At 57.5% G+C, this 13838-nt stretch carries 12 protein-coding genes; 2 read left to right on the top strand and 10 right to left on the bottom strand.

Annotated elements, in window-relative coordinates; genetic code table 11:
* Positions 1-102 precede the first annotated feature (102 nt).
* From FHK95_RS03400 to FHK95_RS03410, 3 genes are all read right to left on the bottom strand, one after another.
* The gene (locus tag FHK95_RS03400) at positions 103-861 is read right to left on the bottom strand and encodes a DUF2889 domain-containing protein (protein WP_178114698.1); all 759 of its coding nucleotides are present in this window, start codon (positions 859-861) and stop codon (positions 103-105) included.
* Positions 862-993: 132 nt separating this feature from the next.
* Complete coding sequence (locus tag FHK95_RS03405) at positions 994-2277, bottom strand: type II toxin-antitoxin system HipA family toxin (protein WP_150303302.1); 1284 nt, start codon at positions 2275-2277, stop codon at positions 994-996.
* Positions 2270-2521 (bottom strand): helix-turn-helix domain-containing protein, encoded by a 252-nt coding sequence (locus FHK95_RS03410; RefSeq protein ID WP_150303195.1) that lies wholly within the window; start codon positions 2519-2521, stop codon positions 2270-2272. Before FHK95_RS03410 ends, FHK95_RS03405 begins: the two co-directional genes overlap by 8 nt.
* 241 nt (positions 2522-2762) lie before the next feature.
* Between FHK95_RS03410 and FHK95_RS03415 the strand changes: the two genes are divergently transcribed.
* Positions 2763-3281 (top strand): GspH/FimT family pseudopilin, encoded by a 519-nt coding sequence (locus FHK95_RS03415; RefSeq protein WP_178114699.1) that lies wholly within the window; start codon positions 2763-2765, stop codon positions 3279-3281.
* Positions 3282-3331: 50 nt separating this feature from the next.
* Here the strand turns inward: FHK95_RS03415 and argJ are convergent, their stop codons facing one another.
* The 3 genes from argJ to FHK95_RS03430 form a co-directional block, all read right to left on the bottom strand.
* On the bottom strand, positions 3332-4549 hold the full coding sequence (gene argJ / locus FHK95_RS03420) for a bifunctional glutamate N-acetyltransferase/amino-acid acetyltransferase ArgJ (RefSeq protein ID WP_150303196.1): 1218 nt from the start codon (positions 4547-4549) through the stop codon (positions 3332-3334).
* Positions 4550-4882: 333 nt separating this feature from the next.
* Complete coding sequence (gene secA, locus FHK95_RS03425) at positions 4883-7618, bottom strand: preprotein translocase subunit SecA (RefSeq protein ID WP_150303197.1); 2736 nt, start codon at positions 7616-7618, stop codon at positions 4883-4885.
* Positions 7619-7895: 277 nt separating this feature from the next.
* The gene (locus FHK95_RS03430) at positions 7896-8816 is read right to left on the bottom strand and encodes a M23 family metallopeptidase (protein WP_150303198.1); all 921 of its coding nucleotides are present in this window, start codon (positions 8814-8816) and stop codon (positions 7896-7898) included.
* A 77-nt stretch (positions 8817-8893) separates the two neighbouring features.
* On the opposite strand from FHK95_RS03430, the gene FHK95_RS03435 reads away from it, so the two are divergent.
* Complete coding sequence (locus tag FHK95_RS03435) at positions 8894-9346, top strand: DUF721 domain-containing protein (RefSeq protein ID WP_150303304.1); 453 nt, start codon at positions 8894-8896, stop codon at positions 9344-9346.
* 128 nt (positions 9347-9474) lie between these two features.
* Here FHK95_RS03435 and lpxC read toward each other — a convergent pair whose 3' ends face one another.
* From lpxC to FHK95_RS03455, 4 genes are all read right to left on the bottom strand, one after another.
* Positions 9475-10386: a UDP-3-O-acyl-N-acetylglucosamine deacetylase gene (gene lpxC, locus FHK95_RS03440; RefSeq protein WP_150303199.1), complete on the bottom strand. Its 912-nt coding sequence runs from the start codon at positions 10384-10386 to the stop codon at positions 9475-9477.
* 115 nt (positions 10387-10501) lie between these two features.
* The gene (ftsZ, locus tag FHK95_RS03445; RefSeq protein ID WP_150303200.1) at positions 10502-11671 is read right to left on the bottom strand and encodes a cell division protein FtsZ; all 1170 of its coding nucleotides are present in this window, start codon (positions 11669-11671) and stop codon (positions 10502-10504) included.
* A gap of 60 nt (positions 11672-11731) precedes the next feature.
* On the bottom strand, positions 11732-12961 hold the full coding sequence (gene ftsA, locus FHK95_RS03450; protein ID WP_150303201.1) for a cell division protein FtsA: 1230 nt from the start codon (positions 12959-12961) through the stop codon (positions 11732-11734).
* 10 nt (positions 12962-12971) lie between these two features.
* Complete coding sequence (locus FHK95_RS03455) at positions 12972-13838, bottom strand: cell division protein FtsQ/DivIB (RefSeq protein ID WP_408003585.1); 867 nt, start codon at positions 13836-13838, stop codon at positions 12972-12974.

Here is a 13838-nt window from a genome sequence, read left to right on the forward strand (position 1 = left end):
GATGAAGTGGTTAGTGAGGAAGACAGGCAAGCATTACCGGCTTCAGAGCGATAGGCTTTCACTGGCACGAACTGAACCCGACCTACCGCCAGGGCGCTTATATTAGCGCTCAGCCCCTGCCACCGGCTCACCCCACCCAACCAACAAATCCCCAGCCTGATGCACGTCATCCCGCGTACTTCCGATCACCCGCACCGCGCTGGCAGCCCGCTCAGGCTGGAACACAAAACAGGCTCCGGAACGTGCTTTCAATACCTGGCCCGCATCCCGGATCTGGTCCAGATCAAATCCCTTGCTTGTTGCGACCATAACTGCACGTCGTTGGACGTATAGCGCTTCGAGGGTTTGATCATCGAGTGTATCTTCCGCCCAGGGCAGGATGTTGCGCAGGTCTTTTTGGTCGAGCTGATCGGTGCTATCGATGAGCGTGCCGCGCAATCGCCAATCCAATAATTTCTCACCGTCGAGCCACAGCTCCGCACGCCGATGCTCGTGCATGGCGCCAATCACTTTCGCTATGTACTCGCGTCGCCCAGGGCGTCGCGCCTGGGAGAGCGCAACCATCAGCAGGTCGTACTGGTGGGTGCATTGCTGTTTACCATCAATATCCGCCAGGTTGACGGCGATGCGTTGACGCAGTGGTTGACCAACGAACTCCTGCAGCTTGGCCGCGGCCTGTGGGCAGATGGTCCATGGGGTGCGGCGGGATGTGCTGTCAACCGAGGTGATGCGCTCGCCATCGTGCCCAACATTGATCAGGAAGTAATGGTGCTCATCCTCCATCGCGACCTGGCATTCGGTGGCCGTTACCTCAAAGATCACACGGCGGAAGAATATATGGGGAGATTGCAGAGCTTGCATCGGTGCGCCTCGGAACATGTTTTTATTCGAACTCAGTCACAGAATACCCTGATCGGAATGGGGGAGAAATGCCGTTGGCTGATCCGCAGTGTCCTATCGTCTAGCAAGTGCAGAGAAGCGACTACAGGCAGCTCAGACATTCGCCAGACTCACCCACCTCCGCTTGTCGTCCAGTAAGCTCCGCATGGTTCCTTTATCCCAGGCACTGAGCATTTTGGTCCCAATATCGGCAAAAGAGTCTGCTTCGCGCATGTGCTGGCGCAGCTCGGCGGCGGCTTTACTGATTCCGTCCGCCACCAATTCAAGCAGCTGCGCGACCTGTGCTTCGCCCAGGCCGCAGGATATTCTGCCGAAGTTATAAAGGAGCTTGTGCTTTGGCCAGTTCTTGGAGCCGGCCAGCATCAATGCCATATGGTCTTTGGGCAGATACGCGGTGGTGGTAATGAGGTCAAACGCCGGTGCCAGTCGGATGTCAGCATCAACACCCGTATGGTCGTAAAGCAGGCCAAAGTTTTTCAGATGAGCGTCGCCGTTCTGTATCGCCGTGGTAAGCGCAACACTCACAAACAACTCTTGCAGCGCGCGGGCTCTGCGCTCTACGGGCAGGTAAGCGTTGATGATTCGCGCGCAGGCTTCGTAGCTTGAGTCATATTTTTCGTCGCTTACCTTGCCACTGAGTACGCAGAAGTCCTCAAAGCCCAGGTAGCCCCCTTCAGCCACATCAAAACGCTCGACTATTAGAAACTTGCCGCCTGAGCTGAGCTCATGCTTGGCCACATCGAGTCCTGCATAGGTGGCTGCGCGCAGACAAAAGAATTCATTGGTCGCCAATTCAGGGTACTGGTTGGCCTGCCACGCCTTGACGATGTGTGTTGCGCCGCGATGGGACAGGCGGGTCACGTCGCCGCCTGAGTCAGCACGTACCAAGACCTTGGGTTGCACACCGGACACTCCGGAGTAAGCAGCATAGGTCTCTAAAAGATCATCGAACAAATCCTGCGCGCCATCATGCACCAGCAGCTCCTGAATCGAAGTGCCAGGCATGGGCTTGTCCCGCTTTTGGCCGAGGGTAATACGACCCAGCTGATAGGGCCCGATCACACGCAACAATTGCAGCGCGTCAAAACCGGCGACGGCTTTGCGAAACATGTTCATGAGCGCCATACGTAGATGACCCTCTGGCATGTTCATGTCAAAAATGGGGTGAATACCTTCATATGTGTAAGGTTGCGCACGAACGGGCATGTTCAACGAGACCGCTAGCCGCTCCGAGATTGCCGGCTCATACCTGAACAGGTGTTCTCGGTGCTTTCCACGGCCGGACGCAGACTCGAGATACCCGACCGCCACGCCAGAAACACGCACCGGCAGCCTCTCGTAGCTGACGCCTTTGTTTGCAGCAGTGAGTTCAATCATCAAAGCCCCGCTCCTTCAGCTCATCCAGCGTGGGTCGGCCGCTTTGTGTTTTTACTGAGAGGGTATGCCCAAGCGCATTCAGCAGCCGCTCATATTTGCGTATGCCGAGCTCCAATACCGTGTTGTTCTCGATACCCGATACGGTTGCTCGACTGATACCCACCTGCGTCGCAAGCTCAGCCTGGGTGAAGCCGCGTTCCTTACGCAACCGGCGGATGGTTTTGCCGAGCTCTTCGACGCTCATATGTCATATATCCAATGCAATCGTGGCCGTTGAGCCCATTATGCATTGTATATTCCACAATACAAGATGGCGTTGCAAGGGTCAGGTTTACTGGCAGACCCTCTCCCAACGTGAACCTGCGCGCAAATTCAGACTACAGTCAGGTCTATAACGAACCGCTGACCTACAATTCCCGTATCGAACCGCTCAGGTTCATTTCGGGCGCATGGCTGTAGCCCGCTTACGTCAAGGAGGACGGGCCATGCGGTCCTATGGATTTACTTTATTGGAGTTGATGGTGGCGCTCGCCATTCTCGGCATCATGTTGGCGATCGGTGTGCCTGCCTTTGGCACGGTGATCGATAGCCAGCGGATGGACGATGGCGTCAACGGACTGGTACGCGGCTTGAACTACACCCGTACCGAAGCGGTACGCCGCAACCGTCCGGTAACGGTGTCACCGATAGACGCCGACTGGAACGCAGGCTGGCGCATTTTTCTGGACCATAATACCAACGGCGTTTATGACGACGGCGAAACGTTGCTCCGTGAAGACATTCCCGCCGATGTCGCCTACGTGCACGCCAACACCCATGTCGCCAGCTATGTGCGTTACAACCCGCACGGCGAATCGGTATTGCTCAATGGCGGCTTTCAAGCAGGAACCTTCCGCTTCTGTCCGCGCAAGGTCGAGGCAGAGGGGCGAAAGCTGATCATCAACCGGATCGGACGTGTGCGCTTGGAGCGTGCAGTGATAGATGCGCGGTATTGCACCAGCTGACAGCAAACGAACATGCAGCGAGGCCCTCGTCTGAGAGCCCCGGTTGGCGTTCAGGTACGGTATTCGGCGTTGATGCGTACATACTCATGCGACAGGTCGGTGGTCCACAGGGTTTCGCTGACATCTCCCCGGCCCAGTTCGATGCGTATGGTGATTTCAGCCTGAGCCATCACCTTGGCGCCCTGTTCTTCACGATATTCTTCTGCGCGCCCGCCGTTGCGGGTGATGCAGATATCGTCCAGATAGACATCAATCCTTTCCACATCCAGATCCGGCACGCCAGCGCGCCCCACCGCAGCAAGAATACGCCCCCAGTTCGGATCGGACGCGAACAAGGCGGTCTTGATCAACGGTGAATGGGCTACTGCGTATCCGACATCCAGACACTCATCGCGATTGCCGCCACCGTTGACCTGAACCGTAACGAACTTGGTCGCGCCCTCACCGTCCCGGACAATCGCCTGGGCCAGTTCCAGCATGATGGATTTGATCGCCTCGGCCAGCACTTGATACTCCGCACCGGCGGTATCGCTGATGGACGACATCGCGGCCTGCCCTGTCGCGATCAACATGCAGCAATCGTTGGTCGAGGTATCGCCATCAATGGTGATTCGGTTGAACGATAGATCAGCGGCTTCGCGCAGCAGGCTTTGCAGTACTGGTCGTGTGATTTTGGCGTCGGTGGCTACGTACGCAAGCATGGTCGCCATGTTGGGCTTGATCATCCCCGCACCCTTGGAGATACCGGTGATGGTGACGGTTTGCCCGGCAAGCTGCAGTTGCCTGCTTGCGCCCTTGGGCAGGGTGTCGGTGGTCATGATGCCCGAGGCGGCCGCGGCCCAGTTATCCGGGCTCAGATCCTCCAGGGCAGCCGGCAGCGCGCTAATTACCTTGTCTGCCGGTAACAGTTCACCAATCACCCCGGTGCTGAAGGGCAACACCTGCTCTGGAGCAACCTTCACCAACTCGGCCAAAGCCTCACAGGTCTGCTGCGCGGCCTGCATGCCAGGTTTGCCCGTTCCGGCATTGGCATTGCCGGTGTTGACCAGCAGATAGCGTGGCGCGGACTGCAGGCGCTGCTTGGCCAGCGTAACGGGGGCGGCGCAGAAGGCATTGGTGGTGAACACTCCGGCGATCGTCGAGCCTTCGACTGCTTCCATTACCACTACGTCTTTGCGGCCGGGCTTTTTAATGCCTGCCGAGGCGATACCAAGACGAAAACCAGGGACCGGATGAAGGGTCGGGAGCGGGCCGAGTCCGACTGCCATGGGGTGTATCTCCAAGTGGGATGCAAAGCAGGGATGATACAGCTGAGCGGGTTGTGGCGCATAGAGCGGGTGGTGGATTGTCGCTTGTTAGGGCTTGCTTGGTGGGTATTCTGCGGGGAGTCGTGCTTGCGGAGATTACCGTTGAGACTGCACGTCAGATGGAGGGCTGGGTTCCATCCCGGCCAAAGTGGCTGCCGGGGACATTGCTGGTCGAGATGGAACTCGACCTTCCATCGTTTGGCTTCATTATGCCCGGGGGTGCGTGCTGGGAACTCTGCTGGTCGAGATTAAACTCGACCTTCCCAGGGCATGCAGCGACTTAGACGGATCGGTTCAGATCTGGCCGTGGCAGTGCTTGTACTTCTTGCCGGAGCCACAGGGACAGGGATCGTTGCGCCCTACCTTTGGGCCTTCCCGGGTAACGGGAGCGCCTGTGGGCGCTGCGGCGCTCGGTTGTTCCTCGTCAAGCGGCTCCCCAACAGGTGCGACTTCTTCATGTTTGAACTGCATGCGCTTGGCCATTTCTTCGGCGCGTTGGCGCTGGCGCGCTTCCTCTTCAGCCGGATCTTCCCGACGTACCTGAACGTGACTGAGGATGCGGATGGTGTCGTGTTTCATTGACTCCAGCATTTCCTCGAACATGTTGAAGGCTTCGCGCTTGTATTCCTGCTTGGGGTTCTTCTGCGCGTAACCGCGCAAATGAATACCCTGACGCAGATGATCCATGGCCGCCAGGTGTTCCTTCCACAGGTCGTCCAGCACGCGCAGCAGCATCTGTTTCTCAAAGGTGCGCAGCGCGTCGGCGCCGGTCATTTCTTCCTTTTGCTTGTACGCTGCGACCAGCTCCTCAAGGATACGCTGACGCAAACCTTCTTCGTGCAGCCGGTCGTCATCGTCCAGCCACTGTTGCACGGGCAGCTTGAGCGCAAACTCGTTTTCCAGGTGTTGTTCCAGACCGGCAACGTCCCACTGTTCGGGCAGACTCTGCGGTGGGATGTACTGGCTGACCGCTGCAGCGACGACATCTTCGCGAATCGCTGTAATGGTTTCCTGAACAGTCTCGGCAGCAAGGATCGAGTTGCGCTGGCCGTAGATCACCTTGCGCTGTTCGTTGGCGACGTCATCGTATTCGAGCAGCTGCTTGCGGATGTCGAAGTTGCGCCCTTCAACCTTGCGCTGCGCCTTTTCGATCGCATTGGAGACCATGCGATGCTCGATCGCTTCGCCCTTCTCCATGCCCAGTGCTTTCATGAAGTTCTTCACCCGGTCAGAGGCGAAGATGCGCATGAGATTGTCTTCCAGCGACAGGTAGAAACGGCTCGAACCCGGGTCACCCTGACGACCAGAACGACCACGTAGCTGGTTATCGATGCGGCGTGATTCGTGACGCTCGCAGGCGATGATATGCAGACCACCCGCATCCAGTACCTGCTGGTGGCGTTCCTGCCAATCGGCCTTGATCTGCGCGATCTTTTCCGGAGAGGGGTTTTCGTGGCTGGCGATTTCCGCTTCCCAGCTACCGCCGAGAATGATGTCGGTACCACGGCCAGCCATGTTGGTGGCGATGGTGACGGCACCTGGGCGGCCGGCCTGGGCGATGATCTCGGCTTCTTTCTCGTGGTACTTGGCGTTCAGTACCTTGTGTTCGATGCCTTCCTTGTTCAACAACTGGGACACGACTTCCGAGGAATCGATTGAAGCAGTACCGACCAGCACCGGACGACCACTTTCCCTGCAACCTCTGATGTCAGCGGCAATCGCAGCGAACTTCTCCTCGATGGTCAGATAAACCAGGTCGTTGTAATCCTTGCGGATCATTGGCTTGTTGGTGGGGATGACCACCACATCCAGATTGTAGATCTGGCGGAATTCGAACGCCTCGGTATCCGCTGTCCCGGTCATGCCAGACAGCTTGTTGTAGAGACGGAAGTAGTTCTGGAAAGTGGTCGAAGCCAGCGTCTGGCTTTCGGCCTGGATCTTCAGTCCTTCCTTGGCCTCGATGGACTGATGCAGACCTTCGGACAGACGACGACCCGGCATGGTACGGCCAGTGTGCTCATCAACCAGCAACACCTGCTCATTCTGGACGATATATTCGACGTTGCGATGGAACAGGGTGTGCGCGCGTAGCGCCGAGTGCACATGGTGAAGCAGGCCCAGATTCGGCGCCGCATACAGACTATCGCCCTCGGGCAACAGACCTTCCTTGACCAGTAGCTCCTCGACGTATTGATGGCCGCCTTCATTGAGCTCGACCTGGCGGGTCTTCTCGTCGATGTAATAGTGGCCCTCGACCTCTTCCTGCCCCTCTTCCTCTTGATAGCCGCGCTTGAGCAGAGGGATCAGCTTGTTGATCGCGGTGTACATCTGCGAGCTGTCTTCGGCTGGGCCGGAGATGATCAGAGGCGTTCGTGCCTCATCGATCAGAATCGAGTCGACCTCATCGACGATCGCAAAGTTAAGCTCGCGCTGGAATTTGTCTTCCAGGCGAAACGCCATATTGTCGCGCAGGTAATCGAAGCCGAACTCGTTGTTGGTGCCGTAGGTGATATCGCACTGATATGCCTGGCGTTTCTCCTGGGGATCCTGAAAAGGAACCACAACGCCTACGGTCAGCCCGAGAAACTCGTGCAGCGGACGCATCAGATTTGCGTCGCGGCGCGCCAGATAGTCGTTCACCGTAACCACGTTGACGCCCTTGCCGGACAACGCGTTCAGATAAGCCGGCAGAGTGGAGACCAGCGTCTTGCCCTCGCCGGTTTTCATTTCGGCGATCTTGCCGTCGTGCAGCACCACACCACCGATCAACTGGACGTCGAAGTGGCGCATACCCATGACGCGCTTGCTGGCTTCACGTACCAGGGCAAAGGCTTCCGGCAGTATCTGCTCGAGCGTTTCGCCCTTCGCTAGCCGCTCCTTGAATTCGCCTGTCTTGGCTTTCAACTGTTCATCGCTAAGCGAGTTGAGGTTTTCTTCGAGAGCATTGATAGCGTTGACGATCCTGTTCATACGCTTCAGCTCACGCTCGTTCTTGCTTCCAAACAGTTTTCTCAATAAAGGCGCAAACATAGTCGACTTCGATATCCGTTTGATGGTTGGCGGGTCCAAATCAATCCGACTTGGCCGTTGCCGGGGATCTGGCATTCTACTCTGAATCCGACGAGACAATAAACTGCGGGGACTTCGGCTCCAGCATCCTGCGAATTGGCAGCTGCAACATCGCTATGCAGCCTACCACGATCAACAAACAGGTAGCGGAAGGAGCGCAGGTTTTGCGCGCTACACGCGGGCCCGTCTAGTGGGCCCGCTGCAAGCAGGTATTGCGGGGATCGACAGGCGCTCAGCGTTACTTGAGCGCAATATGACGCGCCGGATTAACAGCTCGACCGTTGCTGTAAATTTCAAGATGCAGATGCGGGCCGGTAGAGCGCCCGGTTGAGCCGACCAGGGCAATGACTTCGCCCTTCTTGACCAGATCACCCTTCACCACTTCAAGTTTGTGCGCATGGGCGTATCGGCTCTTCAGACCACTGCCGTGGGTGACCTCGACCATATTGCCATAGGCGCCGTTGCGCCCGGAGAAAGTCACGACGCCAGCACCGACTGCATGGATGGGCGTGCCGCGGGGTGCGGCGAAATCGAGACCGGAGTGATGCGACATGTGACCGCTGATAGGGTCGGTACGCCGACCGAAGCCGGAGGAGATATAGCCTTCCTGCACTGGCATGAAATCGAGCAACGCATTGGCATCGGTCTCGCGGTTCAGTACCAGCTCCTCGAGCAGTCGCAGCTGCTGGGTACGATTGTCGATGCGTTCAGCCAGCTGATCAATGACCGACTGCACATCGGGGCCTTCGTATCGCATGCTGTCCTTGCGCAACTCCGGACCACCCATGCCAGGGTCTGTATTGAAATCGAACTCACCGTCGGACATGTCGACCAACTCGGTCAGCCGCTCACCCAAGGCATCCAGACGGGTAAGCCGCGTCTGCAAGCGGCCCAGCTGCTGGGTCATCCGTTCGAGCTGTGCCTGAGATTCCTCGGATGAGGTGTCTGCCTGATATTCTTCCAGGGTGTCGCGCCACAACTGATCGTAGTCGGCCACCTGGGCGGAAAGAGGAGTTCTGGCGTCGATCGCTTGCCAGGTCAATACGGCTGCAGCGGCGGGCATTGCCAGGATGATCAACGCTGCAAGGATCACCCAGGGAGTGCTTAAAGTGAGCGCCCTGGCGGAGCCGTGGCGGTCAGTAAGTATAATAATGTTCACGTCATGATCCCCAAACAACTGGCTTCGCCATTCTGATAGGATGCCGGTTGCTCAATAACTCCGGTTCGCACTCTCTCATGGCCTTTACTCCGCTGGATGCTCGCCAACCTGGTGACTTGATACGCACCCATTCGACCCTCAAGGGCCTTTTCGCAAAGGCTCGAGCAGTTGAGCGCCTGCAGATACTGCTGGAAACGGTCATGGAACCGGCTGCGCGTGAGCATTGCCGTGTCGCATCCTTGCGTGATGGTGTTCTCCGGCTGGTGGTCACGGACAGCCATTGGGCGACCCGCATGCGCTACCAGCAAAAACGCCTGGTACGCCAGTTACAGGCGTACACAGAGTTCGCAACCTTAACGAAAATACATTGTAAGGTTCAACCGCCATTGGTCAAAAAAGCACCACCAGTTCGCAAAATGAGGCATTCACAAGTCGCTGCCGCCAGCCTGCGTGAAACAGCGGTCCAGATTGAAGACCCCTCTCTCAAAGCGGCGCTTGAGCGGCTGGCGAAGCACCACGAAGGCAACTGACCGGGCATTTGCTCTCAGCTGTCTGAGCAGGCGAGGTGCGTTTAGTTCAACCTTATGTGAGTCAGTTACCAATCAGTACGGCAAAAAAAACGGCCACCGAAGTGACCGCAGAAACGAAACGAAACGGTTTAGACCGCAGCCGCCGGGCGCATAAAGGAGATGGGCGCTGTACCGGCGTCTTCGAAAGTCACTATTTCCCACGCATCCTTGGTAGCAAGCAGAGAACGAAGCAGCTTGTTATTCAGGGCATGTCCAGATTTGAATCCTCGGAACTCACCAATCAGGCTTTTGCCCAGTAGATACAGATCGCCAATGGCGTCCAGTATCTTGTGTTTTACGAACTCGTCCTCATAGCGCAGGCCGTCTTCATTCAACACTCGGTATTCATCCACCACGATGGCGTTATCCACGCTGCCACCGAGCGCCAGATTCTGTGAACGCAGATATTCAATGTCGCGCATGAACCCGAAGGTCCGCGCACGGCTGACTTCCTTTACAAAGGAAGTACTGGAGAAATCCACGCTGGCGAATTGGCTGCGACCGCGAAATACCGGATGATCGAAGTCGATGCCGAATGCCACTTTGAATCCCTCGAAGGGAACAAAGGTGGCTGTCTTGCCATCTTCTTCCACCGTCACTTCACGCTTGATGCGGATGAACTGCTTCGCCGCGTCCTGCTCCTCGATCCCTGCCGATTGAATCAGAAATACGAATGGGCCGGCGCTACCGTCCATGATCGGCACTTCCGGTGCGCTGAGTTCAACGTAAGCGTTGTCGATGCCCAGGCCCGCCATGGCGGACAGCAGATGCTCGACCGTGTCGACCTTGGCACCATCCTTTATCAGGGTGGTGGACATGGTGGTCTCACCTACGAACTCGGCACGCGCGGGAATCTCGACCACAGGGTCGAGATCCACTCGGCAGAACAAAATTCCGGTATCCACTGGCGCGGGTTTCAGCGTGAGATACACCTTCTCACCCGAATGCAGACCAACACCAGTGGCCCGGATGATGTTCTTCAGTGTGCGTTGCTTAATCATGTACGGGTTCCGCTTAGTTGCGAATAGTTTTCAACAAGTCGGCGTGCATCATAGCAAAACACGCCATTGTTGAATACTGATCAGACCTATACGAGCGATTGACAGAGTCTATCCCTCAGTCTGCCTGCCTGCGCAAGAACGCAGGAATATCCAGATAATCCAGATCTTCCGCCGGCTGGCTCAGACGCGCGGCCGCAGCGTTGCCGCCTACAGTCGGGTTGCGCATGACGGTAGGACGATCAAGTTCATTATAGTTAGGCGTGGAGCCTTCAGCATGACGGTGGCGCGGAGCAGGCGTGTTATCTACGACCTTGACCGGCTTCTCGATGCGCGGACCCAGACCTGTTGCCACGACAGTCACACGCAGTTCATCGCGCAGCTCAGGATCAATGACGGTACCTACGACCACTGTAGCCGTCTCTGAGGCGAACTCTTCGACAGTGCTACCAACTTCAGAGAACTCACCGAGCGACAGATCCGGGCCAGCAGTGATGTTGACCAGAATGCCGCGTGCGCCCATCAGGTTGACGTCTTCCAGCAGCGGACTGCGGATAGCCGCTTCAGCTGCTTCGCGTGCACGATTCGGCCCGCTTGCATGACCGGTGCCCATCATCGCCATGCCCATCTCGCTCATGACGGTCTTCACGTCAGCGAAGTCGACGTTGATCATACCTGGACGCATGATGAGGTCAGCGATGCCCTGTACGGCGCCGAGCAGCACGTCATTTGCCTTGCTGAAAGCAGCCAGCAGACTGGCGTCTTTACCCAGTACGGTGAGCAGCTTCTCGTTGGGAATGGTGATCAACGAGTCAACATGCAGGCTCAGCTCGCGGATGCCCTCTTCGGCAATCTGCATGCGTTTGCGGCCTTCGAACGGGAAGGGTTTGGTTACTACCGCAACCGTCAGAATGCCCATTTCACGGGCCACTTCTGCAACGATCGGCGCAGCACCAGTACCTGTGCCGCCGCCCATGCCAGCAGTGATGAAGACCATATCCGCGCCCTGCAGCACCTCAGCAATGCGCTCACGGTCTTCGATGGCGGCTTCACGACCGATCAAAGGATTGGCGCCAGCGCCCAGTCCCTTGGTGACTTCGGAGCCCAGTTGCAGAACGGTACGCGCGCTGATGTTTTTCAACGCCTGCGCATCGGTGTTGGCGCAGATAAAGTCCACGCCTTCGACGTTGTTGATGACCATGTGCTGGAGCGCATTACCACCGCCGCCACCGACACCCACTACTTTTATGACTGCGTTTTGAGGAACGTTATCAATTAATTCAAACATGGTTCCATCTCCTGAGTTTTCAACTCGTTTCGTTATTTCGGCCCGCTCAAGCGGGTCTGTTTAAAAATTGCCCTGGAACCACTTCTTCATGCGTCCCAACGGCGATGTTTTGCCCTGCTCCGGGCTATTGCTACCTTGCTCGTGGTGCTTGATGCCGTAGTGCAACAAGCCGACCCCGGTTGAATAAATGGGGTTACGGACCACATCAGTCAGTCCCTTGAATTCCTGTGGTACGCCAAGGCGTACCGGCATGTGGAATATCTCTTCTGCCAATTCCACGGCGCCTTCCATTTTTGCTGTCCCGCCGGTCAGAACGATGCCCGCGGGGACCATGTCTTCGAATCCTGAGCGTCGCAGTTCAGCCTGAATCAGGGTGAACAGCTCGTCGTAGCGGGGCTCGACCACTTCGGCCAGGGCCTGGCGAGACAGGTCCCGTGGCGGCCGCTCGCCGACACTCGGTACCTTGATGGTCTCTTCCGGGCCGGCCAGTTTGGCCAGCGCACACGCATAGCGGATTTTGATTTCTTCTGCGTACTGCGTGGGTGTACGCAGCGCCATCGCAATATCATTGGTGACCTGATCACCGGCAATCGGGATAACCGCCGTATGCCGGATTGCACCTTCGGTGAAGATGGCGATATCCGTGGTGCCACCGCCGATGTCGACCATGCAGACGCCCAGCTCCTTCTCGTCCTCGGTGAGCACGGCGTAGCTGGAGGCGAGCTGCTCGAGGATCACGTCCTCTACTTCCAGACCGCAGCGGCGGATGCACTTCTCGATGTTCTGCACTGCATTGAGCGCGCAGGTCACCAGATGCACCTTGGCTTCCAGGCGCACGCCGGACATGCCCAGCGGCTCGCGCACGCCTTCCTGGTTGTCGATCACGTATTCCTGCGGAAGAATGTGCAAGACCTTCTGATCCGCCGGTATCGCGACCGCCTGGCCTGCATCCAGTACGCGCTCGATGTCGGCTTTGACCACTTCCCGGTCGCGGATGGCGACGATGCCATGCGAGTTGAGGCTGCGAATGTGATTGCCAGCCAACCCCGCAAACACCGAATGAATCTGGCAGCCCGCCATCAGCTCCGCTTCTTCTATAGCGCGCTGGATCGACTGCACGGTGGATTCGATATTGACCACCACGCCCTTTTTCAGGCCTCGGGAGGGATGAGAGCCGATACCGACGATTTCTAGTTCGCCGTCCGCGCCAATCTCACCGACAAGTGCAACCACCTTGGAGGTGCCAATATCGAGCCCGACTATCATCCTGGTACCCTGCTTGCTAGCCATAATCTTTCGGTTACTCTCCCGTTTCATCTTGAGCAGCCGGCTCGTGCCAGGCTACTGCCATGCTGTTGCTGTAGCGCAGATCAACCCGCGCTATCTGATCCCGCCGCTCTGACAACACGAGCTGGTCTATGGTCAGAAATCGCTTCATTTTTTCGACTACGTCTTCGCGTCCGAGCAGTATCTGGATGCCGTCACGGGTGGTCATGAACCAGCTGCCGCGCTCGCGTAGTTCCAGTTCCGCCACACCATGGCCGTAGGGCCGTAGCAGACGGTTGAACTGCTGATAATTCTGCATAACGCGGCGCTTGGCGCGTTCCGGCCCGGTGAGCCTCGGCAGCTCCTCGAAGCTGTCGATGTGCTCAGGCGAAAACGCTTCCCCTGCATTGTTCAACAGTGCGGTATCGCCCCATCGGGCAACCGGCAGTTGCTCATCCAGGTTGACCACCAATCGGTCAGGCCACACCCGCTTGACCGATGCCCCCGCGACCCACGACATGGCGTTCAGCTCGGCACTCAGACCGTCGATATCAATGCCGAGAAAGCTCTCGTCCAGATAAGGCTGAATAACGTCCTGCACCGCATCACGGTCGATGTATTGCAGGTCGCCTTCAACGCTGATGACGCTGATCGGTCGGTCAGCCTGGGGCATCAGCTGCGTGCCCAGCACGTACAAACCGCCCGCCAGCAACAGCAGCAATACCGGCCACATCAATTGCTGGATGCGATCGCCCATGCCCTTGATCCTGGGCAGACGCAAACTCAGCAGCGACCAGTTACGGGGCGCCGGTGGCACCACGCGCACAGCGCCTCGGGCTGGCGACTGACGCCGCCCCGGAGACTTGCTTGCACGGTGATCACGCACCATCAACCCCAACAT

Origin of the sequence: Pseudomonas saliphila (assembly GCF_008638345.1) — a bacterium.
Taxonomy (GTDB): domain Bacteria; phylum Pseudomonadota; class Gammaproteobacteria; order Pseudomonadales; family Pseudomonadaceae; genus Halopseudomonas; species Halopseudomonas saliphila.